The sequence below is a fragment of the Paraburkholderia denitrificans genome (assembly GCF_042655705.1).
Classification (GTDB): domain Bacteria; phylum Pseudomonadota; class Gammaproteobacteria; order Burkholderiales; family Burkholderiaceae; genus Paraburkholderia; species Paraburkholderia denitrificans.
This window is the reverse complement of record NZ_JBHSMP010000007.1, coordinates 21,681-46,992: the sequence shown is the minus strand read 5'-3', so window position 1 is coordinate 46,992 and position 25,312 is coordinate 21,681. Positions and strand designations below refer to the sequence as shown.

The 25,312-nt window shown below is 63.0% G+C and carries 20 protein-coding genes; 9 read left to right on the top strand and 11 right to left on the bottom strand.

The genetic code is table 11. The features are described from left to right. The first annotated feature begins 10 nt into the window (after nucleotides 1-10). The gene (locus tag ACFPTO_RS03420; protein WP_377709965.1) at nucleotides 11-1,570 is read left to right on the top strand and encodes an efflux transporter outer membrane subunit; all 1,560 of its coding nucleotides are present in this window, start codon (nucleotides 11-13) and stop codon (nucleotides 1,568-1,570) included. A 123-nt stretch (nucleotides 1,571-1,693) separates the two neighbouring features. Here the strand turns inward: ACFPTO_RS03420 and ACFPTO_RS03415 are convergent, their stop codons facing one another. Beyond that, entirely contained in the window at nucleotides 1,694-1,954 is a 261-nt protein-coding gene (locus ACFPTO_RS03415; RefSeq protein ID WP_377709471.1) for a GntR family transcriptional regulator, read from the bottom strand. A gap of 62 nt (nucleotides 1,955-2,016) precedes the next feature. On the opposite strand from ACFPTO_RS03415, the gene ACFPTO_RS03410 reads away from it, so the two are divergent. Together ACFPTO_RS03410 and ACFPTO_RS03405 are read left to right on the top strand one after the other, a co-directional pair. Continuing rightward, entirely contained in the window at nucleotides 2,017-2,817 is an 801-nt protein-coding gene (locus tag ACFPTO_RS03410; RefSeq protein WP_377709469.1) for a YggS family pyridoxal phosphate-dependent enzyme, read from the top strand. 181 nt (nucleotides 2,818-2,998) lie between these two features. Further along, nucleotides 2,999-3,229 (top strand): cytoplasmic protein, encoded by a 231-nt coding sequence (locus ACFPTO_RS03405; RefSeq protein WP_377709468.1) that lies wholly within the window; start codon nucleotides 2,999-3,001, stop codon nucleotides 3,227-3,229. Between the two features lie 398 nt (nucleotides 3,230-3,627). On the opposite strand, the gene ACFPTO_RS03400 is transcribed toward ACFPTO_RS03405, so the two are convergent. Further along, a complete protein-coding gene (locus ACFPTO_RS03400) occupies nucleotides 3,628-6,117 on the bottom strand; it encodes a penicillin-binding protein 1A (RefSeq protein ID WP_377709467.1) in 2,490 nt (829 codons plus the stop codon). 675 nt (nucleotides 6,118-6,792) lie between these two features. Here ACFPTO_RS03400 and ACFPTO_RS03395 point away from each other — a divergent pair. The 3 genes from ACFPTO_RS03395 (at nucleotide 6,793) to ACFPTO_RS03385 (ending at nucleotide 9,778) form a co-directional block, all read left to right on the top strand. Further along, a complete protein-coding gene (locus ACFPTO_RS03395; protein WP_377709465.1) occupies nucleotides 6,793-7,488 on the top strand; it encodes a hypothetical protein in 696 nt (231 codons plus the stop codon). A gap of 327 nt (nucleotides 7,489-7,815) precedes the next feature. Beyond that, on the top strand, nucleotides 7,816-8,496 hold the full coding sequence (locus tag ACFPTO_RS03390) for a PspA/IM30 family protein (RefSeq protein ID WP_377709464.1): 681 nt from the start codon (nucleotides 7,816-7,818) through the stop codon (nucleotides 8,494-8,496). A gap of 97 nt (nucleotides 8,497-8,593) precedes the next feature. After that, the gene (locus tag ACFPTO_RS03385) at nucleotides 8,594-9,778 is read left to right on the top strand and encodes a tetratricopeptide repeat protein (protein WP_377709462.1); all 1,185 of its coding nucleotides are present in this window, start codon (nucleotides 8,594-8,596) and stop codon (nucleotides 9,776-9,778) included. 205 nt (nucleotides 9,779-9,983) lie between these two features. On the opposite strand, the gene ACFPTO_RS03380 is transcribed toward ACFPTO_RS03385, so the two are convergent. Next, a complete protein-coding gene (locus ACFPTO_RS03380; protein ID WP_377709460.1) occupies nucleotides 9,984-10,751 on the bottom strand; it encodes a class I SAM-dependent methyltransferase in 768 nt (255 codons plus the stop codon). Between the two features lie 271 nt (nucleotides 10,752-11,022). On the opposite strand from ACFPTO_RS03380, the gene ACFPTO_RS03375 reads away from it, so the two are divergent. Further along, entirely contained in the window at nucleotides 11,023-12,447 is a 1,425-nt protein-coding gene (locus tag ACFPTO_RS03375) for a methyl-accepting chemotaxis protein (protein ID WP_377709459.1), read from the top strand. 339 nt (nucleotides 12,448-12,786) lie between these two features. Beyond that, nucleotides 12,787-15,021 carry a phosphocholine-specific phospholipase C gene (locus tag ACFPTO_RS03370; RefSeq protein ID WP_377709457.1) on the top strand — a complete coding sequence of 745 codons (2,235 nt, stop codon included), beginning with the start codon at nucleotides 12,787-12,789 and terminating at the stop codon, nucleotides 15,019-15,021. 41 nt (nucleotides 15,022-15,062) lie between these two features. On the opposite strand, the gene ACFPTO_RS03365 is transcribed toward ACFPTO_RS03370, so the two are convergent. From ACFPTO_RS03365 to ACFPTO_RS03350, 4 genes are all read right to left on the bottom strand, one after another. Next, nucleotides 15,063-15,881: an ABC transporter permease subunit gene (locus ACFPTO_RS03365; protein ID WP_377709455.1), complete on the bottom strand. Its 819-nt coding sequence runs from the start codon at nucleotides 15,879-15,881 to the stop codon at nucleotides 15,063-15,065. Then, nucleotides 15,878-16,810: an ABC transporter permease subunit gene (locus ACFPTO_RS03360; protein WP_377709453.1), complete on the bottom strand. Its 933-nt coding sequence runs from the start codon at nucleotides 16,808-16,810 to the stop codon at nucleotides 15,878-15,880. The genes ACFPTO_RS03365 and ACFPTO_RS03360 overlap by 4 nt, the downstream gene beginning before the upstream one ends. Next, nucleotides 16,807-17,967: an ABC transporter ATP-binding protein gene (locus tag ACFPTO_RS03355; RefSeq protein ID WP_377709451.1), complete on the bottom strand. Its 1,161-nt coding sequence runs from the start codon at nucleotides 17,965-17,967 to the stop codon at nucleotides 16,807-16,809. The genes ACFPTO_RS03360 and ACFPTO_RS03355 overlap by 4 nt, the downstream gene beginning before the upstream one ends. Nucleotides 17,968-18,069: 102 nt before the next feature. Next, the gene (locus ACFPTO_RS03350; protein ID WP_377709449.1) at nucleotides 18,070-19,170 is read right to left on the bottom strand and encodes a polyamine ABC transporter substrate-binding protein; all 1,101 of its coding nucleotides are present in this window, start codon (nucleotides 19,168-19,170) and stop codon (nucleotides 18,070-18,072) included. Between the two features lie 544 nt (nucleotides 19,171-19,714). On the opposite strand from ACFPTO_RS03350, the gene ACFPTO_RS03345 reads away from it, so the two are divergent. Further along, on the top strand, nucleotides 19,715-19,918 hold the full coding sequence (locus tag ACFPTO_RS03345; RefSeq protein ID WP_296654746.1) for a DUF1289 domain-containing protein: 204 nt from the start codon (nucleotides 19,715-19,717) through the stop codon (nucleotides 19,916-19,918). Between the two features lie 62 nt (nucleotides 19,919-19,980). On the opposite strand, the gene ACFPTO_RS03340 is transcribed toward ACFPTO_RS03345, so the two are convergent. From ACFPTO_RS03340 to ACFPTO_RS03325, 4 genes are all read right to left on the bottom strand, one after another. Continuing rightward, nucleotides 19,981-20,643, bottom strand: coding sequence for an OmpW/AlkL family protein (locus ACFPTO_RS03340; RefSeq protein WP_377709447.1), 663 nt, complete (start codon nucleotides 20,641-20,643; stop codon nucleotides 19,981-19,983). An 82-nt stretch (nucleotides 20,644-20,725) separates the two neighbouring features. Continuing rightward, complete coding sequence (locus tag ACFPTO_RS03335) at nucleotides 20,726-21,916, bottom strand: NAD(P)H-dependent flavin oxidoreductase (protein ID WP_377709446.1); 1,191 nt, start codon at nucleotides 21,914-21,916, stop codon at nucleotides 20,726-20,728. Between the two features lie 499 nt (nucleotides 21,917-22,415). Then, a complete protein-coding gene (locus ACFPTO_RS03330; protein ID WP_377709444.1) occupies nucleotides 22,416-24,008 on the bottom strand; it encodes an ABC-F family ATPase in 1,593 nt (530 codons plus the stop codon). Between the two features lie 274 nt (nucleotides 24,009-24,282). Further along, nucleotides 24,283-25,215, bottom strand: a complete 933-nt coding sequence (locus ACFPTO_RS03325; protein WP_377709442.1) for an NAD(P)-dependent oxidoreductase — start codon at nucleotides 25,213-25,215, stop codon at nucleotides 24,283-24,285. Between the last annotated feature and the right edge of the window lie 97 nt (nucleotides 25,216-25,312).

Below are 25,312 nucleotides of genomic sequence, written 5' to 3'. Positions count from 1 at the left end.
CGCGAACACGATGACGATGCGCGCGCGTACTGGACGTAATGGACCTAATGGACGTAATGCGTCCGTGCCCTGCCGCGGCGCTTGCGCAGCCGCTGCCGCGCTCGCTTTCGCACTCGCATTTGGGCTCACAGGCTGCGCGTGGGGTCCGGGAGGACAAGCGCCCGCGATGCCGCATCCGGCGCACTACGGCGCGCAGCCTCAACCGGTGCAAACTGTCGCCGCTCAAGGTGTCGCGCAGCAGTTCGTGGTGGGCGCTAAACCCGTGCCGCAATGGTGGACGCTGTACGGTTCCGACGCACTTGACGCGCTCGTCGATGAGGGACTGCGCAACAGTCCGAACCTCGCCGCCGCCGATCACAGCCTGCAGGCCGCGCGCGAACAGTTGCGCGGCCAGATCGGCAGTTCGATGCTGCCGACCGTCGACGCACTCGGCATCGCACAGCGCCAGCGCACGCCAGGCGTGCCGCAACTGGGCGTCGACAAGCTGCAGTACGACATCTTTGCCGGTATTGTCCAGGTGCGATACACATTCGATCTGTTCGGTGCGACACGGCTCAACAACCTGGCGCGCACGGCGCGCGTCGACATGCAGTTGTTTCAGTTCGACGCTGCGCGGCGCGCGCTCGCAGCCAACATCGTGGCCGCGGCGATCGGCGCGGCCACGCTTCACGCGGAAATCGACACGACCGAGCGGCTTGTCGCGCTCGCCAACGCGCAGGCCGACGATGTGGCGAAGCGCTACGCGCTCGGCGCGGTCTCGCATACTGACCTGTTGAGCGCGCAACAAAGTGCGGCGTCGCTCGCGACCAGTCTGCCGGTTCTGCGCCAGCAATTGAGCACGACACGGCACGCGCTCGCGGTGCTGCTCGGTCGCACGCCGGACGCAGCGCCGCCCGATCTCGATCTCGCAAGTCTCACACTACCGCCGCAGGTGCCCGTGGTGGTGCCATCGGAACTGTTAAAGTCGCGGCCCGACATCGAAGCCGCCGACGCGGCGCTGAAGGCTGCCGCCGCCGATGTCGGCGCGGCCACGGCGCAGATGTTCCCGAGCATCACGCTATCGGCTGCACTCGGCCAGGCCGGATTTTCATGGCCGATGTTGACTTCCGGTGCGGGCGCGCTATGGACCATCGGCGCCTCGCTCACGCAGCCGGTCTTCCACGGCGGCGCACTGCTTGCGCAACGGCGCGCGGCGCTGCAGACGTACGATGCGGCCAACGCGTCGTATCGGCAAACGGTGCTCGCGGCGTTCCAGAACGTCGCCGACCAACTCGCGGCACTCGAACACGACGCGCAGGCGCTCGATTCGGCGAGCCTGTCCGCGCGCTCTTCCGAGGGCGTGTACGAGGAGACGAATGCGCGCTACCGGCTCGGCGCCGTGCCCTGGTACGCGGTGCGGCAGAGCGAGCAGCAATGGCGCAACGCGCGGCTCGATGAGATCCGCTATCGCGGCTCGCGGCTCTCCGATACGGCGGCGCTGTTCCAGGCGATGGGAAGTCCGCCCGTGGCGGCGGACGCTGAGAGATCGTCCGCCGACAATGCCGTTAAGACGAGCGCTGCTGGCGAGTAGTGATGTTGGGTCGATTAGCAGTTCTTTTGATCGAAAAATCTAATGCTCGGTAGCCGCACAGGGTTTGGATCACCACTAGCGATAGCCGGAAGTGGCATTTCAAAGGCCGTACCCTCTTCCACCTCAACTTCTGGCTCGCCGAATGACCGTTCCCAAGCGGCCCCGCGCAAGAACTATCCGGGCCGAAACTAGACGCTTATAAGCCGCGGCAACGGCATTGGCGTTAACTCCGGGAACGGCCGTCAATTCGCGACCGGATGGCAAGGTCCGGCCCGGTTTCAGTTGCTCTGTGCGCACCAGTACGCGGATGCTGTCGACGATTTCCGCTGCGGAATTTCCCGCGAACCTGTTCTTGATCTCAGAACAAACATGTTGCTGCGGCAATACGATACTACGTTATGCTTATTGCCCGCGTAGAACCACTTTTCGTCCATGGGGCCACGAACATGAATGAGTCAGTTGACCCGCAGGAAGCGGGTGACCCACGCTATCCGCAAGCGCTGACGGTTGAGGACTTTCGCCGCAACCTGGCTGAGGTTCGTAATCGCATCGCCCGTGCTTGCGAGCGAGTTGGCCGCGCACCATCCTCGGTTCGCCTGTTGCCGGTCAGCAAGACGGTCGATGAAGCGCGTATCCGCCTGTCCTATGAGGCGGGCTGCAAGGAACTCGGCGAGAACAAGGTGCAAGAGGCCTATCGCAAGTGGGAGGCCATGTCCGATTTAACAGACTTGCGATGGTCGATAATCGGCCACCTCCAGACAAATAAGGCCAGGTTGGTCGCTCAATTTGCTTCGGAATTTCAGGCACTCGACAGCGTACGTGTCGCGGAAGCGCTAGAGCGGCGCCTGCAGACAGAGGGACATGGCCTCGACGTATTTGTCCAGGTCAATACGTCAGGCGAGGCTAGCAAATATGGTTTGCCCCCGGATGACGTAGTGGCCTTTGTGCGAGGACTGGCGGCATATCCCGCCCTTCGGGTGCGCGGTCTGATGACGTTGGCATTGCTGTCATCTGAAACCGCTCGCGTGCGCGAGTGCTTTGTTCTGCTGCGGAACCTGAAAGACCGCATTCAGCACGATCTGCCCCGAGGGAACGAGGTCACTGAATTGTCGATGGGCATGTCAGGCGATTTCGAAACCGCCATCGAAGAAGGCGCCACGGTGGTCCGCGTCGGGCAAGCGATTTACGGCGCCCGGACTCTGCCTGATAGCTATTTTTGGCCTTCTGGAACTGCAAGCCGCGAGTAAATTCGATTCCTGGTGCCCCGTCATACCGCTTGGGGCGACCGCGGAGTGACTGGCTATAAAGCAAAAGGCCGCGGATTCTGTAGAAAAGATTCCGACTCTGCTAACAGGAAATTCCAGGTTGCGCAAAACATAGAGGAACTTGTGCTCCGGCCTGTTCCAATCTTAGACAGGGGCTAACCTCATGAAAATTTATCGTATCGTCGTTCGTCAAGATGGCCGCTTGCTCGGGCACTTCGAGTCCGAGGTGCCATGGGCGCAAGAGGCAATCAGCATCATTGAAGCCGAACTGGCTAAAAATTCCAGTTTTCAGTTCGAGCGGCTGGTCGCGGAGGAGGAGCGCAGACTCGTACAGGCCGGTCCCGAGGGGGTACGCGTTCTTAATAGAGAATTAATCTTCAAACCAACTCCATGACCGATTTGCACGATGTTTCTCGGCGTGTCGCTGAGCAACGGAACGAGCACAAACGGCGTCGGGTTGGAAATGCCACAAACATTTTGAGTAAGCTAACTACAGTCATTTCGCTGACAGGCTCTCTGACTATATGCGGAGTTATATGGCGCGGGTACCTCGGTGGGGTAGCTTTTTTACTGATAGGCGCAGCGCTTAGCTGGATTGTTCTGAAAGCGACTGATTCCTTTATTTGTGATTCGACCGAAGATGCGGAATAGTCGCAAGGACTACAACTCATCCCCGCCGATTACCTTCGCTTCCATCGACGTTTCGGCGAGTGAGCCGAAAGAAGCTAAAAAAAATACGGCGCGTTGTCGCCAACGCGCCGTATCGACCACCTTTATTAAAACCCCCGCTTATCAGGGCTTGTTCGACTCGAACAGGTCCATGATCTGTTGCTTCTCGTTCGACGTCACGTTCGGCGGCGCCATGCCGCCAACTGCGTCGCCTGCCCCACCCGCCAGATTCGACGAATCGACGCCGATGCTCGCCACGAAGCCGCTACCCGGCGTCATGTCCGTGAAGTACAGCTCGCCAGCAATCGACGTCACGCCCTCGGGCGGCGGCGGATCCTCTTGCGGCACGCCTCGCAGCGCATGCTGCATGTATTCCACCCAGATCGGCAGCGCGAGCTGCGCGCCGAATTCGCGGCTGCCGAGGCTCTTCGGCTGGTCGTAGCCCATCCACGCCACGGCAACCAACGAGCGCTGATAACCCGCAAACCAGCCGTCCTTGGCATCGTTGGTCGTACCGGTCTTGCCGTGCAGATCGCTACGATGCAGAACGTTCGTACCCGCGCCCGTGCCCGAGGTCGCCACCGTATGCAGCAGGCTGCCCATCACGTACGCGTTGCGCGGCGAGATCGTCTGCGGCGCGTTCTGTCCCGCGACGAGCGGCTGCGCGCGCAGGATCGGGCGGCCGTGCGAGTCGTCGACTTCGGCGATCAGATACGGGTTGATGCGATAGCCGCCGTTCGCGAACACCGAGTACGCACCCGCCGACTGCAGCGGCGTAACGAGCCCCGCGCCCAGCGCCATCGGCAGATACGGCGGCGTCTTGTCGGCATCGAAGCCGAAGCGCTGCGTCACGAAGTCCTGCGCGTATTTCGTGCCGATGTACGAGAGGATGCGGATCGAGACGAGGTTCTTCGACTTCGCGAGCGCGAGACGCATCGACATCGGACCTTCCGGCTGGTCGTCGTCCTTCGGCTCCCACGCGTCGCCGCCAGGCGTGCTGGGCGGGAAGAACAGCGGTGCGTCATTGATGATCGTCGCCGGTCCCAGGCCCTTTTCGAGCGACGCCGAATAGATGAACGGCTTGAAGCTCGAACCCGGCTGGCGCCACGCCTGCGTAACGTGGTTGAACTTGTTCTTGTTGAAATCGAAGCCGCCGATCAGCGCGCGAATCGCGCCGTCCTGCGGCGTGAGCGAGACGAGCGCGCCTTCCACCTGCGGCAACTGCGTGATCTGCCAGTTGCCCTTGTCGTCAGGCAGCACGCGCACGATCGAGCCCACGCGGATGTGCTGCGCCTGCGAAGCGCGCGGCGACAACGCCGCCGCCACGAAGCGCAGGCCTTCGCCGCTCATGGTGACGGTTGTGCCGTCAAGCAGTTGCGCCTTGACTTGCTTCGGATTCGCCTCGGTCACGACAGCCGCGACGAGCGCGCCGTTATCCGGGTGATCGGTGAGCGCGTCTTCGATAGCCTGCTCGCGGTCGTCGCCGCTCGCGGGCAGCTGCACGAAGCCTTCCGGCCCGCGATAGCCGTGACGGCGCTCGTAGTCCATCACGCCCTTGCGCACGGCGTCGTAGGCGGCTTCCTGATCGGCCGAATCGATCGTGGTCGTCACGGTGAGGCCGCGCGTGTAAGTCTCATCCTTGTACTGTGCGTACATCATCTGCCGCACCATTTCGGAGACGTATTCGGCGTGCACGCTGTACTCGTTGCCCGCGCCCTTCGTCACGAGCGGCTCCTTGAGCGCCGCGTCGTACTGATCCCGGGTGATATAGCCGAGATCGAGCATGCGCTTGAGGATGTACTCCTGGCGAATCTTCGCGCGGTGCGGATTGACGATCGGGTTATACGCGGACGGCGCCTTCGGCAGCCCCGCGAGCATCGCGGCCTGCGCGAGCGTGATGTCCTTGAGATCCTTGCCGAAGTACACGCGCGCCGCCGCCGAAAAGCCATAGGCGCGCTGCCCCAGATAGATCTGGTTCATGTACAGCTCGAGGATCTGATCCTTCGTGAGCGCCCGCTCGATCTTGTACGCGAGCAGCATCTCGTAGACCTTGCGCGTATAGGTCTTCTCGCTTGAGAGGAAGAAGTTGCGCGCCACCTGCATCGTGATCGTGCTCGCGCCCTGCGCCGCGCCGCCGTGCGTAAGGTCGGCGAGACCCGCGCGCAGGATGCCGACGAAGTCGACGCCGCCGTGCTCGTAGAAGCGGTAGTCCTCGATTGCGAGCACCGCTTTTTTCTGCACGTCAGGGATGTCCTGGAAGCGCACGATCTGCCGGCGTTCCTCGCCGAACTCGCCGATCAGCACGTGATCGGCCGTATAGACGCGCAGCGGAACCTTCGGGCGATAGTCGGTGAGCGCGTCGAGCGACGGCAGATGCGGCCCCATCACGACAAGGGCATAACCGGCGATCAGCGCGCCGACCGCAAGCAGCGTCACGATCAGGCCGACGAACCAGAGCGCGATCGACGCGCCGATCGAGCGGCGACGCATGGCGCCACCACTCGCACCGTCTGGCGGCGTATGGCGTTCCGGCTGCTGGTGTCCGTTGCGGTAGGCGGGTTCCCGATCGTCGTTCGGATACTGCGAAGAAGGCGGTTGTTTAATGATAGGCATGACTGGAATGATTGGCGCGTCCGGTGCGCGCCCCCGTTTGTGCCCGGTTGGGCCTGCTTAGGCCTGCCTGGGCCTGCTTGCGCGTGTATGCGCCCGTTTGTGCCCATAGGTGCGCGTCTCTCTCGCGCACAAGGATCGTGGTCATGGCGTCATGGCGCCAAATGCGGCGGCAGGCAGCGCCGGCCTGTGGCCGTTGCCGCAACGCGGCTGGCTACGCCCCCCGTCCCGCCGCCCGGCACGCGCTCAAAGCGCACCATCACGCAATGTAACAGCGCATTCTAAATAAATCACGCGACGCGGGACGGGGATTTTGTAAAAAAAAATGTTGTCAGGCCGCGTGCGGCAAGCGGCACATATGACCACCCGCGTCGTCAAACCGGCATTCCACCAATAAAAGGCGGCTCTTTGCGCCATCTGATGTGTTCTTCGCAAAAGGTTTTCAGACAAACCGCCGTTGAGCGCCGGAATGCGCGCCGCACGCCGGGGTTGCCGGTATATTGTTGCTTCGCGTGCCGCCATGGCGCGCGCACCCGGGCATTGCGCATCGGGCGTCAAGCCGTATGATGCGTAGCTGCGACACGCTCCACCCGGCCCGCATGCAGTCTTCGCAAGACAGCCGCACGCGCGCCCCGGGCGGGATCCCGGGGTCACCCGAAGCCGATCTGGCAGCCGACCATGAACAAGCCTAGCGAACGCATCGTCGTCTTCGTCACGCCCGCGCAAAAGCGCGCGATCTCGGCTGCGGCCGACACGCTCGGCATCAGCATCAGCGAACTGATGCGCCGCGCCGTGCTCGCATTCGGCGCGACGAGCGACCAGGTAAAAGCCGCGAGCATCGTCGACTGGCTGAACGCGCCGCGCGAACCCGATACGCTCGCCCAGGTGCTGCACAAAGCCACGAAGCCCTTGCGTCCGCGGCGCGGGAACGCGCTGCAGCCCGCCCCTTCAGCGGTTCCCGCGCAGGACAATGAGCCCGAGCTGGCGCAACTCACGCCAAAAGACGAAGCCACTGTGCCCGCGCAAACGGATCGTGACCTCGCCGTGACAGCCGCGCACCGCGACGGCGAGGCGGACGCCGCACAACCGCAAGTAGCCACTGAAACGCAAGCCGCGGCGCAGCCCTCATCTCCCGCCGCCGGAGACGACATCGGCAACGCCACGCGCGAAATCGCCCAGGCGGTTGCCCGTCTGAGCGCTGAAGCAACCGTGACCGACGCGGCTTTTCCCGATGCCGAGCATGCCGGGCACGATGAGCCGCTCCAGTCGCTGAGCGCGCCGCCAGTCGCACGCGCAAAGCGAGCGAGCCACGCCGCCGACACGCATCCCGACGAACATGGCAACGGTGCGCCCGAAGAAGGCAAGTTCGCGTAGCGAGGCGTCGTCGCGCGGCAAGCCGGGCAGCGGAATTTCAGGTCCGCTTTAAGTCCCCTTTTAAGGCGCTTTTAAGAGACCCCGTGGTGTAATATCCGCGAGCGATGGCAGCCGGGCCATGCCTGGCCGCATGCCGGTTCGTCGCGCGCGTTCGTCAACACGCTCTTGCAATCGGCGGAAGGCGCCCCGATTTACCGGCTGCATGCGCGGTCTGTGCAAAGCGGCGTAATCTGCTGACAGCGGGCACAATGCCGATGCTGCTCGACGCCGTCTGCGCTTGCGTGCATTTCTGCCCATCGCAGCCCGTTTCAATTCACGGAGGAATTCATGTCGCTTTTCGACTCCATCTCTCGCACGCTCAAGGGCCTGCTCAACGACGCCGCCGATTCGGTGCAGGACCCGTCGCGCGACGCACGTCAGATCGTGCGCGAACTCGACGACAGCATCGCGAAAGCGGAGAACGCGCTCGTCGAGATCCAGGCGCAGGTCGCGACGCAGCAAAGCAAGCGCGACGTGGCCGCCGACAAGGCGAAGAAGTACGAAGAAGGCGCGCGGCGCGCGCTGCAATCGGGCGATGAAGCGCTCGCACGCGAGGCGCTCGGCGCACAGTCCACGGCCGAAGCCGAACGCGACGCGCTCGCCACGGAACTCGCGAAGCTCGAACCGTCGGTCGATCAACTGAAGCAGCAGATCGACGACATGCGCCAGCGGCGCAACGACCTCAACGCACGTTCGAACATCCTGCAGGCGAAGCAGCAGATCGCGCAGGCGAAGGACGTCGCGGCTACGGCGCTCGGCGGCATCGGCGGCAAGAATCTCTCGGCCGATTTCCAGAAGCTCGAAGACAAGGTCGCGCTGTCGAACGCACGCTCGGATGCGCGGCTCACCTCCGCCGACACGTCGAGCGGCAAGGCGCTCGACGACAAGCTCGCCGCGCTGAACAAGGGCCCATCGGTGGATGAGCGTCTCGAAGCCCTCAAGAAGCAACTGAACACACCGGCGCAATAACGCGCAGGGGTGTCCGGAGGCGGCGCGGCGCTCACCGCGGGCCGCCTCCTCGTCCCGACCGTCATGGAGACGGGCGTTACGCCGCCCGGCTTGCAACATGAAAAAGTTTCTCGTCGCCGCCATTGCTTCGCTTGCATTCGCAAGCGGTGCCGCGTTCGCGGTGCCAAGCGTGCAGCAGATCGAATCCGCCATGTCGCGAAGCGACTGGCAACGCGCGGATGCAGGCCTCGTGGAGGTTCTGCAGGCACATCCGAACAACGCGCACGCCCACTATCTCTACGCGCAGGTGCTCAACCGCGAAGGCCGCTACGCCGACGCGCTGACCCAGGTCGAGCAGGCCAGATCGCTCGATCCGCAAGTGCGCTTCACAACGCCGCCACGCTTCGCCCAGGTTGAGGCGAAGATCCGCGCCGATGCGACGCGCGCCGGTGCCGTCACCACGAGCCGCACGACCAATCCGTTCGCCCAGCAACAGGTTCAGCAACGGGTTCAGCAAGAACCGCAGCAGGCGGCGCCGGCAGCCGCGCCGCAACGCCACGGTCTCGGCATGGGTGCATGGATCGGCTTTGCGGTCCTGCTCGCCGGCATTGCGCTGGTGCTGCGCTGGACGCTGCGCCGCGCGAAGTCGAATGAAGACGCCAAGGCTGGCGGCGACCGTCTCGATCAGCTCAAGCGCGCCACGGAACTGCTCAATGCGGTGCGCTCGCTCAAGCTCGACGTGCGGCTTTCGACAGCGCCGGGCCACGATGTGCTCGAAAAGGAAGTCGAGGGGCTGGAAGCGCAATTGCGCGGCCTCGTCGAAACGCTCTCGAACAGCGCCAATCCGCTGCCGCAGTATCAGATCGAGGACCTCGAACACCGGTTCGAAAGCCTCAAGGCGCGTGCCGATGGCCGCCCCGATCCGAACGCGCAGCCCGCCGCGGCGTCGCCTGACGGCAGCAATTCCGCCTATGCGCGCGAAGCCGACACCGCGTTCGGCCATCAACCGCAGGCACCCTATCCGCCGCAACAACCGCCCCAGGTCATCGTGCAGCAAGGCGGCGGAATGGGTGGAATGGGCGGATTGCTGACCGGCGTGCTGCTCGGCGAGGCGCTTGGTCGCGGGCGTGACCGCGTGGTCGAGCGCGATGTCTACGTCGACGAAGACGGTCGCCGCATACCGCGCGGCGGCGATGGCGGCGGCCTCGACTTCGGCCAGGGTTCGAACGACTGGGACGATGGTTCAGGCGGCGGCGTCGATATGGGCAGTAACGACAGTTCCGACGACTGGGGCAATTCGTAGAAGTCTCGCGCACGCTTGGCGCTGCACGGCGCAAGCAAGCAATCTCACGACGGGCTCTCTTGCAGAGCCCGTTTTTTATCGAGGCGCGACAACGATTGCGCAGCCGCCCGGATGGGACTGCGCATCGCTTTTCAACCTGGCGCGCCTCCCCCGGCATCAGCTACCGATATTAATTCGCGCTGCGATCCATCGAAGCATTCATGCGCTAGCGCTGCGGCCTTCCCGCATAAACGCGCGTCTCGTAGACGAAATTCACGCGGCCATCCTGTTGCGTCTGATCGAAGAGCGTGCGCAACGCGGCCAGCATCGGCTCGTGGCGCGGATCGCCGGGTTTAGGCGCGTAAGACGACGACATCAGCCGTCCCTGCAATCCATCGAAATCGAGTAACTGCGCATTGGGGAAAACCGTCTTGCGCTCGAAGCCGTCGCCGAACCAGTCGGCCATCGCCGCGTCGTCCGGATAACGCTCGGCAACACGCGCATAGTCCGCGCAAAAGTGCTGCAGCAGCGCTTCGTAGCCCGCAAGAAAGGGCGAGCCTTCCAGCAGACGACTGTTCCAAAACAGGACAATCTGTCCGCGCGGTTTGAGGATGCGTGCGAACTCGCGTCGCGCCCCTTTCTCGTCGAACCAGTGGAAAGCCTGCGCAGCCATCACGAGATCGACGCTCGCGGTATCGAGCGTCGTGGCTTCCGCCGTGCCCGCCACGCTGCGGTAGTTCGGGTAGTCGCCCAGCAGTTGATCGGCAGCTGCACGCATCGCGGCGTTCGGCTCGACGGCCACCACCGGATGCCCCGCATCGAGAAAAAGCTTCGCGGAAATGCCGGTGCCCGCACCAATATCGGCCACGCGTGCAAGCGGTGCAATACCGCAATCGGCATGCACGAAGGTCACCAGCTCGCGCGGATAGGTCGGCCTGAACTTCACGTAATCGGCTACCCGGTCGGTAAAGCGACGGGTGGAATCATCGGTCATCGTGTCCCCTCTCAGCATGTCGCGCACGTTTGCGTACGCGTAGTCAATCGAATCCGGCCGCACCCGGTTGTGCACCAACGCCGTGCAGCATCGCCTCGATCATCGTGTTCCCGGTACGGGCGCTGCGCGGCCCGTGTTTCCGATCATATCCCTGCGGCACTTCGAGCGCTCAAGTCTTCCCGCTGCGCGCCGTTAAACTGCTTGGAGAGAGCCCAAAATACGCGTGATCGACGGGCCCACGCTTACCGACCCTTACGGGCAAGGAGACCTGATGTCACGTTTGCGTTTTCGCCTGTTCGGCGCTCGCCGCACAGGAAAATCGGCTGCTATCGTCGGCGATATCGCCGCTCAGGCAGGCCGCCTCGGAATTGAGATTTGCGATGTATCCGGCCACGTCGATGAAGTTGCCGCGCGGGTGCAAAACCAGGCAGGCGTCTGTTGCGTCCTGCGCGACTCCGCTGCGCACACGCTAGCGGGCAATCACCAGATCGCCGCCGCGGCCCGGGCCATGCGCGAAGTCAGCAGCAGCACGGCCGCGACCGTGCAGTCCTCGCAACAGACCATCGAAGCATCGCTTGCCGATATTCATGGGCTCGTCGAAGGCGTGACCGTCATCGAAAGCCAGATCAGTGCGCTGCGCAGCGCGCTCGCGCATGTCTCGAAGGTTTCCGAGGAAATTTCGCTGATCGCGCGGCAAACCCAGCTGCTCGCGCTCAACGCCGCCATCGAGGCCGCGCGCGCCGGCGAATCGGGCAAGAGCTTCGCCGTCGTGGCGTCCGAGGTGAAGAATCTCTCGGCGAAAACGGCGCTGGCCACCGGTCAGATCGAGAAGACGCTCGCCGAACTCACGCAGCAGACCGAACAGCTCATCGCCGAAGGTGCGACGAACACCGAGCGCGCACATCGCGTCCGCGAAGGCACGCACTCCATCGGCTCGGCGATGCAAAGCACCGGCGTTGCGATCACGCAACTCGACGAGCACGCCGGCCAGATCGCCCAGCTCACCACCGAAATCGAGGAAAAGTGCGACGGGCTCGAAGCGCAGGTTGCGGAGATGGCGAACGGCGTTGAGGATTCGAGCCGCAATTTCGTGCAGGCCAAGGATCAACTCGGGCGCCTGCTGGACGTATCGGAAACGCTGATCGAATTGAGCGCGGCGACGGGCGTCGAAACCGAGGACACGCCCTTCGTCGAGGTCGTGCAGCGCGCGGCGACGCAGGTCGGCAAGCTGTTCGAGAAGGCAGTTGCGCGCGGCGAAATCAGCGAGGCGGATCTCTTCGACACCGACTACGTGCCGGTGCCCCACACGAATCCGCAGCAGCACATCGCGCGCTTCACAGGCTTCGCCGACCGTGTGCTGCCCGAGATCATCGAGCCGCTCCTCGAGTTCGATTCGCGCGTGGCGTTCTGCGTCACGATCGACCCGCACGGTTATATCCCGACGCACAATCGCAAGTTCTCGCTGCCGCAGCGCGACGATCCCGTGTGGAACGCCGCGCATTGCCGCAATCACCGCATTTTTAGCGACCGCGCCGGCGTCGCGGCGGGCTCGCATACGAAGCGGTTCCTGTTGCAGACTTATCGGCGCGATATGGGCGGCGGCAACTTTGTGATGATGAAGGATGCATCCGCACCGATCTTCGTGAACGGGCGGCATTGGGGCGGTTTCCGCATGGGATACCGGATCGCGGCATAACAGCAGCAGACGGCAACAGAAGGCAGCAGACAGCAGCAGAAACGAAAACGGCGCGCGGCTGAATCGGCCGCGCGCCGTTTTCGTTACGTCGGGGGATCCAGGCCGGAGCCCCGGATAATTCCGTCGTGCTTATTCCGGCGTCCTAATTGGCACACCCGCCAACCTGACAACGCTTGAGCCACCCATCCCCTACCGGCACAGCGTCCATATCCACGCCAACCTTTCATTGCCCCGACATTTTTCTTGCGTACGCTCACGCAAAATCGACCAGCCGCCGCCGACCAAACCCAACCTGTGTTGCGCACCGTGAGCGCATCACACTTTGATCCGTAATTCGACATGAACAGCAGACGTGATTTTCTGAAGCTCGCGGGCACCGGTGCTGCCGCAACGGCCACTCTTGCCGGCATTCCTGCCTCGATTCGCCGTGCGCTCGCAATCCCGGCGAACAACTCGACGGGCACTATCCGCGACGTCGAGCACGTCGTGATTCTGATGCAGGAGAACCGCGCATTCGATCATTATTTCGGCACGCTCAAAGGCGTGCGCGGCTTTGGCGATCGCTTCACGATTCCGTTGCCGGACGGGCGTCGCGTATGGCAGCAGGGACGCGCAAACGGCGCGCTGTTGACGCCGTACCACCTCGACGGTGCGGCCAATAACGCACAACGAACCACAGGCGTTCCGCACACGTGGGCCGATAGTCAGGATGCGTGGGATGGCGGCCGGATGGCAAGCTGGCCGAAATCGAAAACGGATACGTCGATGGGGTATTTCAAGGAGCAGGAAATCCCATTCCAGTTCGCACTCGCAAACGGGTTCACCCTCTGCGACGCGTACCACTGCGGAATGCACACGGGAACGGATGCGAATCGCTCGTTCCACCTCACGGGGACCAACGGCGCGACTGCAGTCAACGCCGCGTTTGTGAACAACGAGTGGAATGCGCTCGACGGCCTCCCCGCGACTGCGGATACCGGGTACACGTGGACGACCTACGCGGAACGCCTGGAGGCGGCCGGGGTCAGCTGGATCTGCTACCAGAATATGCCCGACGAATGGGGCGACAATCTGCTGGGGGCATTCGTACCGTTTCGGCGTGCAAATCTAAAGTCAGGCTTTCCGGTTACGAGCGGCGGCGCACCGGGCAACCCTTACTGGAACACTGGCCAGCCGCTGCCCTACCATGCTTACGACGCAGCGACGGACAACGCGAAGACGCCCCTTTACAAGGGGATCGCCAATACGCTGCCAGGCACATCACCGGACGAATATCTGAATGCGTTTCGCCGCGACGTGCTCGAGGGTCGATTACCGCAAGTCTCGTGGATCAATGCCCCATCGATTTATTGCGAGCATCCGGGGCCGTCGAGTCCCGTGCAGGGCGCGTGGTTTATCCAGGAGGTGCTGGACGCCCTCACTGCGAATCCCGATGTCTGGAGCAAAACGGTGCTACTGATCAATTACGACGAGAACGACGGCTATTTCGATCACGTACCGTCCCCCTCGGCGCCATCGCGCAATCCGGACGGTACGCTGGCGGGAAAATCGACATTGCCTGACGAAGCCATGGCATTCGAATATTTCACACAGCCGGCTCCTGCCGGCAGCACGTTACAGCCGCAACCGGATGGACGGGTGTTTGGTCCAGGGCCGCGCGTACCGCTATTCGTCGTGTCGCCATGGAGCCGTGGCGGCTGGGTCAATTCGCAGGTTTTCGATCACACGTCCGTGCTGCGCTTCCTCGAAATGCGCTTTGGTGTGAACGAGCCAAACATTAGCCCTTATCGTCGCGCGGTATGCGGCGATCTGACGAGCGCGTTCAACTTTCGGACACCCAATACCGAACGATTACCCGAGCTGACGGGACGTGGCACGCGCGCGGCCGCCGACCAACTGCGCGACGCGCAGGCCGCACTACCCGACGTGCCCTTGCCTGTCGATACGAGCTTGCCCATCCAGGCAACCGGACATCGACCATCGCGCGCGCTGCCGTACGAACTGCACACCAGCGCGTGCGTCGCCGCTTCAGGAATGGTTGAACTGCACTTCGCGAATTCCGGCAAGCAGGCCGCCGTGTTCCACGTGTACGACCGCCACAACCTCGGAAGGCTCCCGCGGCGCTACGTTGTCGAGGCCGGGAAAACTTTGGATGACACATGGAACGGAGGACGAGACAACCAGGGACGCTACGATCTATGGGTGCTCGGCCCCAACAGCTTTCACCGGCAATTCACCGGCGATACCGGCCGCCTGTCCGGCGTGACGCCGAATCCGGAGATCCGTGTCTGCTATGACATCGCAAACGGCGACATCCATGTTGACCTGATCAACCGGGGAACTGCGCCGTGCACGTTCACTGTCGAGTCGCTTGCCTATCGCCGCGACGGACCGTGGAGCATGACTGTCAATGCGCAGGCGCAATCGTCGTTGCACTGGCCGCTGACCGACAGCGGCCGATGGTACGACTTCGCGGTACGTAGCGACAGCGACCCATTGTTCCGTCGTCGTTTCGCTGGACGCGTCGAAACGAGTGCGGATTCGATCAGCGATCCCGCAATGGGTATGCCGTGACGGTGCGGTAATGCTGCAAAAGTGATTTTGAGCGCCCTGCTTCAGACGGCCAACGCCATGCGCTTGCGCTCCGCGCGCTGCATGAAGTAGTTGCCGACCACAACGCCGATCGTCACGACGAGAATAAAGAGTGTCGCGAGCGCGTTCATCTCCGGATTCAGGCCCAGACGAACGCGCGAGAACACAACGAGCGGCAGTGTCGTCGAACCCGGGCCGGACAGGAAGGCGGACAGCACGAGGTCGTCGATCGAGAGCGTGAACGACAGCAGCCAGCCCGCGGCCAGCGCCTGCGAAATAAGCGGCAGCGTGATCGTGAAGAACACCTTGAACGGCGTCGCGCCGAGGTCGAGCGCAGCCTCTTCGAGCGACGGATTCAGTTCGCGCACGCGCGACTGCACGATGATCGCAACGTACGAGATACAGAGCATCACGTGGCCGATCCAGATCGTGAATACGCCGCGCCCTGCGGGCCAGCCGATCAGCTTGCCCATTTCCACGAACAGCAGCAGCAGCGAAATGCCCTGAATGACTTCGGGGATCACGAGCGGCGCATTGATCATGCCGGTGTAGAGCGTGAAGCCACGAAAACGCCCCATGCGTGCGAGCACGAAGCCCGCCCACGTGCCGATCACGACCGAGGCGAATGCGGTCATCAGGGCGACGCGCAGCGAAAGCCACGCGGCGGCGATGAGTTCGTCGTCGGTGACGAGCGCCTGATACCAGCGTATCGAGAAGCGCGTCCACACCGTCACGAGTTTCGACTCGTTGAACGAGAAAACAATCAGGCTGATGATCGGGATATAGAGAAACGCGAAACCGAGGCCGAGCGCGATGTACCGCAGAACCGGATTGGTTTTCATCGGCCGCGGCCCTCCAGTTCCTTCGCCTGAAAGTGCTGGAACAGCGCCATCGGCACGAGCAGCAGCAGCACCATCGCGCAGGTCACGGCGGAGGCCATCGGCCAGTCGGCGTTGTCAAAGAACTCGTTCCACATGACGCGGCCGATCATCAGCGTATTCGCGCCGCCAAGCAGTTCAGGAATCACGTACTCGCCCACCGCCGGAATGAACACGAGCAGACACCCCGCGATAATGCCGTTCTTCGACAGCGGCAGCGTGATCTCGATGAACGCGCGCCACGGTTTGGCGCCGAGGTCGTAGGCGGCTTCCAGCAGCGTCAGATCCATCTTCACGAGATGCGCGTAAAGCGGCATCACGAGAAACGGCAGGTACGAATAGACCATGCCGATATAAACGGCCGTGTTCGTGTGATAAAGCTCGATCGGCGTATGAATCAGCCCGGTCGACATCAGGAAGTTGTTCAGCAGCCCGTTGTTCTTGAGGATGCCGATCCACGCGTAGACCCGGATCAGGAACGAAGTCCAGAACGGCAGCATCACCGCCATCATCAACACGTTGCGCGAGGCCGGATTCGAGCGGGCGATGTAGTACGCCATCGGATAGCCGATCAGGAGACACAGCAGCGTCGAGATCGCGGCCACCATCACCGAATTGACGTACGTCGCGAAGTACAGGCTGTCCTGGAACAGGAATGCATAGTGCGACAGGTCGAGCGCGATATGCGCGACGCCGTCGGCAAACGAGACGAGTTCGGTATACGGGGGAATGCCGAGTTGCTGGTCCGCAAAGCTGATCTTCACGACCAGGATGAACGGCACGAGGAAAAACAGCAACAGCCAGATGAACGGTCCTGCCACGACCGCCGTACTGCCGGTCAGGTTGAAGCGCCTGATGGGCCAGCTTACGATTTTCTTCACTACTGCGCTCATGACGTCAGCACCACCCCTGCCGACGCGCTCCAGCGCACATAAACTTCGTCGCCCCAGCCGGGCGATTCGATCTCGGAGATGGCGAGGCTCGACACGTTCGCGACCACGGTTTTGCCTGAATCGAGCTTGACGTGATAGAGCGAGTAGCCGCCCATGTACGCGACGTTCATGACTTCGCCGCGCCCCCAGTTGAAGGTGCCTTCGGGCGGCTTGCGCGTGAGCGCGATGCGCTCGGGGCGCACTGAAATCGTCACCGGCATGCCGAGCGGGCCGGTAATGCCGTGGCTCACGTACAGACGCACGGACAGATCCGGCGAATCGACGTAGACGTGATCGGGTTCGTCCTCGACGACGTTGCCGCTGAAGAGATTGGTCGAGCCGATGAACTCCGCCGAAAAGCGGCTGTTCGGGAATTCATAGACCTCGTTCGGCGTGCCGAGCTGGACGATTTCGCCTTCGCTCATGACGGCGAGGCGCCCCGCCATCGTCATCGCCTCTTCCTGATCGTGCGTGACCATGATGCAGGTCACGCCGACCGTGTCGAGAATGTTCACGAGCTCGATCTGCGTGCGCTGGCGAATCTGTTTGTCGAGCGCGGACATCGGTTCGTCGAGCAGCAGCAGCTTCGGACGCTTCACGAGCGAGCGCGCGAGCGCGACGCGCTGTTGCTGGCCGCCCGAAAGCTGATGCGGCTTGCGCTTCGCGTAACGCGACATCTGCACGAGTTCGAGCGCCGCCGCGACGCGCTCGGTCAGTTCGCCCTTTTTCACGCCTTCCTGACGCAGTCCGAACCCGACATTCGACTCGACCGTCATATGCGGAAAGAGCGCGTACGACTGGAACATCATGTTGACCGGCCGGCGATACGGCGGCAGCGTCGCGAGATTTTCCCCGTCGATCAGGATCTTGCCCGAGGTCACGGTTTCGAGACCCGCGAGCATGCGCAACAGCGTGGACTTGCCACAGCCCGAGCTGCCGAGCAGCGCGAACAGTTCGCCCTTCTTGACCGAAAGGCTGACGTTCTTCACAGCGGCTGTCTCGCCGAACTTCTTGACGACGTCGATGACCTGCACGAAGTTATCCGCAGAAGTCCCTGCGGCGGATGAGCCCGAAGGCAGCGCGCCGGTCGCGGCCGGTGCGCTCGATTGGTCACTCATGATTCTCTCTGCCCTGTCTTGTCGCTGGACGGGTGTTGACGAACAAAGCCCCCGGCGGTCTGTCGGGGGCTCGGGGGAACAGGCTGGCTGTCGGGGCTCGCCTTAGCGGCCCGATTTGAACTCGGTCCACAGGCGCGTTTGCAGACGCTGGATCTCAGGCGGCAGCGGCTTGAGCAGGAACAGCGTCTTCAGGACTTCCGGCGGCGGATAGACGGCCGGATCGTTCGCGATATCCTTGTTCACGTACTTGCGCGCTTCCGCGTTCGCGCTCGGATAGTAGACCGCGTTCGTGATGGCGGCGTGGACCTGCGGCGTCTCGATGTAGTTGATCCACTCGTGCGCGGCGTCCTTGTGCTGCGCGTCCTTTGGAATCACCATCACGTCGAACCAGATCGGCGCGCCGCCCTTCGGGATGAAGTACTCGATCTTGTACGGCTTCTTCGCCTCGATCGTGCGGTGCTTGGCGATCACGACGTCGCCGGACCAGCCGTAGGCGAAGCAGATGTCGCCGCCGACCAGATCGTTGATGTAGCCCGACGAGTTGAACTGCGTGATGTACGGACGGATCTTCTTCATCATCGCGAGCGCGGCGCGATAGTCTTCCGGATTCGTCGACATCGGATCCTTGCCGATGTAGTGCAGCGCGGCCGCGAACATCTGGTCCGGCGCATCGAGCACGGAGACGCCGCACGACTTCAGCTTCGAAATGTTCTCCGGCTTGAAGAGGATGTCCCAGTTGTTGAGCGGCACGTCCTTGCCGAGAATCTGCTGCACCTTGGTCACGTTGTACGCGAGACCGGTCGTGCCGTACGCCCAGGGCACCGCGAACTTGTTGCCCGGATCCGCGCCGGCGACGAGCGCCATCAGCTGGGGATCGAGGTACTTCAGATTGGGGATCTTCGACTTGTCGAGCGGCGCGAAGATGCCGGCGGCAATCTGCTTGCCCGCGTAGTTGCTGGTCGGCACAACGATGTCGTAGCCCGAATTGCCCGCGAGGAGCTTGGCCTGCAACGTGTCGTCGCTATCGTAGTTGTCGTACTTGACCTTGATGCCGGATTGCCTGGTGAAGTTCGGAATCGTGTCGGAGGCGATGTAGTCGGACCAGTTGTACACGTTCAGTTGCGTATCCTTCGCCACCGACGCCACCCACGGCGCCGCGCAAAGCGCCAGCGCGGCCAGTCGTGTTACCACCTGTCTTTTCATTCCGTTCTCCGATCCTGGCCAGCCCGCGCTGGCCGTCTGCCCCGCATCATGCCGCGCCAGGCGCGGCCCCCCTGAGATTTACGAAACCTACCATCAAACATGTTGGACGACAAAGAAAACGCCGCCCTGTCGCGCAAACGGGACAGCCCCGCGCAAGCGCCTGGCCTGAAGGTAAATCGCGCGCAATTTTAGCCCGTTCTGCGCACGTGTTCATCAAAAATTCTGTCCGTGCTGTTTTCGTGCGACGCGCTGCCCGGCGCGCGGCCTCGATGCTCCGGGAGAGCGGGCACCAAAGGCCGCCGCCCTGCTGCATCCCCGATATTTCCCGACAGAGCGACTGGCTCTCTTGATCGAACCTCGCGCGCTGGCGCGCGCGCCAAACGTCGGCAAGGCGCGGCATGCGTACCGGGCGATGCCAGCCGGGCATCGGGTGCAATGAACCGGGCCCGCGCCGGTATCGGCTAACATAGCGGGGTTTTCATCCGCGGACGGCAGGGCCCGGTTCATTGCACCGACACTCGCCGCCCCGTTCAAGGCTCCTTAGATGGCATCCAACCTCCACGATCTTCCGGACAGCCCGTGCATAGGCGTCTGTTCCACCCTTTTCGATGAAATCTGCAAAGGCTGTGGCCGCACGGCGATGGAAGTCTCCAACTGGGTCTTCATGACCGACGAAGAGAAGCGCGCGGTGTGGGAACGCATCGAGCGTGAAGGTACCGCGATGCGCTTCCAGAAAGACCGCACCTGATTCGCGGCTGACGAAAAAAAAGCGCCGGACATCGCCGGCGCTTTTTGCATGGTGCGTGTGCCTCAGAAGCGCATACCGACACCGACACCGACGATGAGCGGATCGATCCTCAGCATGCCGAGCGGAGCGCCGTTGACCGATCCCTCCGTGCGCATCCAGATCTTCTTGATGTCGGCGTTCACGAACACCCGCTTCGTGACGTCGATGTCGATACCGGCTTGCAGCGCCGGACCGAAACTGTGGTTGTCGATGTTAACCTGCGGACCGCCGGCGCCTGCATGCAGACCGTTGTTGTAGAACAGCGTGTAGTTCAAACCCGCGCCGACGTACGGCCGCACTTTGCCCGCGTGATTGAAGTGGTACTGCAGCAAGAGCGTCGGCGGCAGCACGCCAACACCGCCAAGATCACCGATCTTCGACGTGACCTGATTGCGCGACGTGCCAAGAATCAGTTCGGCGCCGATGCTGCTCGTCACCATGTACGTGAAGTCGAGTTCCGGCACGATGGAGTTGTTGACTTGCGCCCTAAGTCCGTCGAGTGATCCGCTCGTGCTGGACTGCGGGATGATGCTTATAGCCCGCAGACGCACGAGCACGTCACCTGCAGCAAGGCCAGTGCGAACGGGCCCCGATGCGTCGGCCGCCGTGGCCGGTGCTGCCATAAGCGTAGTAGTCCCAAGGACCAATGCAGCCGTAGCCGCGAGAGTTTTGATGCAATTTTTCATTGTGGTAAGCCCTGTTTTCTTTGGTCTTGTTGAAAGACCTTTTTATTTTCAGGGGCATACCACGTTACGGGATTGAGTCAGATCAAGTCAGGGCAAACGCCGCACGGCATGCGACCGCAGGCCGCGTCACTCCTGTCAGAAGCAGTTCAAGGAGATCGCGCACGCTGCGAATTGCGTTGCCAAACGGCAATGATTCGCGGCCGCGGAAGAAGAGACCATTCGCCACATCACCGCGCAGTGCGGCAGCAAGACGCGTATCGATACAGAAGTGGCCGAACTTTTCGATACCGTCACGCAAGCCGCACGCCGTGAGGCATTCCAGCGTCGTGGGACATGCGACCTTGATCGAGCCGATTTTCGCGCGCACGCGCGCTTCGTTGCGCAAATAGCGCTCGAGCCACGGCGTCTTGACGGCCCGTGCGGGCAGTCCCGTCACGCTGACGAACTCGACGATATCTTCAGGCTTCGCATCGGCAAGCACGCGCTTGAAGTTGGGATGGGCATCGCCCTCTTCCGTCACGGCGAACGGCGTACCCACCTGCACGCCACTTGCGCCTGCTTGAAGCCATTTTCGCACGGCCTCGTGGCTGTTGATGCCACCCGCGACGATCAGCGGCACGTCGGCACGCGTAATGCCCAGCGTCTTGTAGACCTCTTCGAGTTCCGCCAGGATGCGGTCGAACTCGAAGCGCTCGTTGCCCATGTCTTCGATGGAAGTGACGCCGAGGTGGCCGCCCGCGTGAGCGGGATGCTCGATGACGATAGCGTCCGGCAGCCGGCCTTTCTTGATCCACTTCTTGAGGATGAGCGCGACGCCGCGCGCGTCCGACAAAATGGGGATCAGTGCGATATCGCAGCCCTGCGTGAGCTCCGGCAGGTCGAGCGGCAGGCCCGCGCCCATGACGATCGCATCGGCGCCGTTCTCGCAGGCGGAGCGCACGTAGTCTGCGTGGGCGGCGACCGCCTTCATCACATTCACCGCGATCATGCCGTTGCCGTCGCTCAACTTGCGCGCTGCTTCGATCTCGCGCCCGAGCGCGGTCAAGTTCGCGTTAGCCAGCGTGTCATGGCCAGGGTTGGCACGGCATTCTTCGAGGAGATCGGCGTGATGGTGACGCAGGTCGATGCTCGCAATGGTGCCGACTGCGCCCTCGCGGGCGACGCTGCCCGCCAGGCGGTGAGCGGAAATGCCGACGCCCATGCCGCCCTGGACGACCGGCAGCAGCCGGCGGCCTCGAATCTGGAGCGGAGCGAAGGAGTGGTTAGGGAACATGATGACCTGCGTGGTATGTAACAAAGTTAGAATGGTCGCGCGCTGCCAACATATGATATTGATAACCATCAAGCAAGTGCACAGACTGTCGCAGTAACACTTCTTCACGTGATGTTAATCAACACGACGCACGAAAATATTTGCACCGACACCAAAGCCACTTGCGATCGGAATTCAGGGCTTTGAACTGCGTCGATTCGGATTCCAGATCCGCTTCCAGGCCGTATTTCCCGCTCTCCCGGCCCTTGCCTGACTACTTATAGCCGCCGAGCGGCGCGGCAATTTTTCACATGGCGGCGTCGATGTCGATCGGCCCGCTTCTTCATTCGCCGCGCCACACTGCCGCATGACACGTGCGCCGTTAAGCCGCGCCCCGCAATCCCCACCGCGCGCCGCCAATGCTGGTTGCAACCGCAACTGACTGACGTTTCACGCGCATACAAAAAACGGGCGACGCTTTCGCGCCGCCCGCGTGGCATTCACGCCAGCGCATGGTTGCTCAATGCAGCCCCTGGCTTGCGAGGAAGTCCTCGTAGTTGCCGCTGTAATCGTTGATCGTGCCGTTCGTCTTCACTTCGATGATGCGGTTGGCCAGACCATTCACGAACTCGCGGTCGTGCGACACGAAGATCAGCGTGCCTTCGAACTTCTCGAGCGCGATCTGCAGCGACTCGATCGACTCCATGTCCATGTGGTTGGTCGGCTCGTCCATGAGCAGCACGTTGTGGCGGCCGAGCATCAGCTTGCCCCAGATCATGCGGCCCTTCTCGCCGCCCGAGAGCACCTTCACCGACTTTCTGATGTCGTCCGCGTTGAAGAGCAGACGGCCGAGCGTGCCGCGCACCGATTGCTCGTCGTCGCCTTCCTGGCGGTACTGATCGATCCAGTCCATCAGCGTGACGTCGTCCGGAAACTCTTCGTACGTGTCCTGCGGCATGTAGCCGACGTTCGCATTCTCGGCCCACTTCACCGAGCCGCCGTCGAGCGCCAGGCTGCCGAGCAGCGAGCGCAGCAGCGTGGTCTTGCCCGCGCCGTTCTCGCCGATGATCGCGATACGCTCGCCCGGCTGCACGCTGATGCCGAATTTCCTGAAGATCGTACGGTCGTACTGCTTCGTGATCTCTTCGGCCACGACGACGATGTTGTGCAGCTTCTTTTCGAACTCGAAACGGATAAACGGGTTCTGGCGCGACGAGGGCTTGAATTCCTCGATCTTGATCTTGTCGATCATCTTCAGGCGGCTGGTGGCCTGGCGCGCCTTCGACTTGTTCGCCGAGAAGCGGCGCACGAAGTCCTGCAGGTCCGCCACGCGCTCCTTCGCCTTGGCGTTCGCCGCGGCCTGGCGCTCGCGCGCCTGCGCCGACGCGAGCATGTAGTCGTCGTAGTTGCCCGGATAGACCTTCAGCGTGCCGTAATCCATGTCCGCCATATGCGTGCAGACCTGGTTCAGGAAGTGACGATCGTGCGAGATGATGATCATCGTCGAGTTGTACTCGTTCAGAACATCTTCCAGCCAGCGGATCGAGTTGATGTCGAGGTTGTTCGTCGGTTCGTCGAGCAGCAGCACGTCCGGCTTCGAGAACAGCGCCTGCGCGAGCAGCACGCGCAGCTTCCAGCCCGGCGCGACACCGCTCATCGGGCCGTTGTGGAACTCGGTGCCGATGCCGATGCCCAGCAGCAGCTCGCCCGCACGCGCTTCGGCCGTGTAGCCGTCGTATTCCGCGAACTTCGTTTCGAGATCGGCCGCCGCCATGTAGTCGTCGTCCGTGGCCTCGGGGTTCGCGTAGATCGCATCGCGCTCGGACATTGCGGCCCACATTTCGGTGTGGCCCATCATGACGACGTCGAGCACCCGGACGTCCTCGTAGGCGAACTGGTCCTGGCGCAGCTTGCCCAGACGCACGTTCGGCTCCAGCACGACGTTGCCCGAGCTCTGTTCGAGGTCGCCGCCCAGGATCTTCATGAACGTGGACTTGCCGCAACCGTTCGCGCCGATCAGGCCATAGCGGTTGCCTTCGCCGAATTTGACCGAGATGTTCTCGAACAAGGGCTTCGGCCCGAATTGCATGGTGATGTTGGCGGTAGAGAGCACAGCGCGCCCCTGAAAGTAGATCGACGAAAAACCTGTAATTTTATCAGGTTATGCTAGTTCGCGGGCACCTGATACCTCGACACGGGATGCAAGCCGCGTGCAAGCAGCTTACAAGCCGCGTGCGACGCTTGAACGATGCATGAGCGTCGCAGAAAAACGGCATGGTAAGCCGCAACCATAAGCCCGACTACAAGCCCAACGACAAGCACGGAAACAAGCGCGGCGGCGCAAGGGGCCGGATCGCAACCGCCCGCCCCGCCACTGCCGCGGCACGTCACCGCGCGATGCTACGCGGCGTCTGCAACACGTCGATGAAGCCCGAAAGATCGGCCTGTGCGAGTCCCATCGCCGCACCCAGCCGCAGTAACTGCTGAACCGTGCCGGAAACGGGCATCGGCGTGCCGGTCTGCTGCGCGGCGGCGGCAATCGTGTCGACGTCCTTCTGGAACGTTTTTAGCGCGCCGATTGGATCGAGCCCGTCCTGCGTCATGCGCGGCACGAACGTGCGCAGCAGCGCCGAGTCGGCCCAGCCGCCCGCGAGCGCCTCCGGCAGCCTGGCGGCATCGATGCCGCTGCGCCGCGCGAGACTCACCGCTTCGGCAATCGCGGCCACCGTCGCCGTGACGATCGCCTGATTGCACAGCTTGGTCGTCTGGCCCGCGCCGACCGTCCCCATATGCGTGACGCGCGCCGAATACGCGGCGAGGATCGGCGCGACCAGTGCGATGTCGGCGTCCGCGCCGCCCGCCATGACCGCGAGCGTACCCGCCTGCGCGCCGGTGACGCCGCCCGAGACCGGCGCATCGACCCAGCCGACACCGAGCGCCGCAGCCCGCGCGGCAAGCGCGCGCGTGGCGTCGGGCGGAATGCTCGAATGGTCGACAATGCAGCGCACGCGCGTACGGCCAGCCGGATCGCCCTGTTGGCCGCCCTGCGCGTCGAACGGCGCGCCGAGCAGCCCGTCGGCGCCGAACACGACCGCTTCGACCGCCGCCGCATCGGCGACGCACAACAGCACGATTTCAGCGTGCTGCGCGAGTTCGCGCGGCGCCGCGGCAACGCGCGCGCCGTCGGCGACGAGCGCCTCAGCCTTTTCGCGCGTGCGGTTCCACACGCGCACCGCATGGCCCGCGCCCAGCAGATGGCGGATCATCGGCGCGCCCATCAGCCCCGGTCCGCAAAATCCCAGTTCCTGCCTGTCCATCATTGACCGCCTCCCGCGTCGTTCGCCCGTCGCGCCGTGTGCGGCGCGGAGCGCCATGATACCGGGCCGCGATTGCCTATACTCGATTGACCTACCCGCG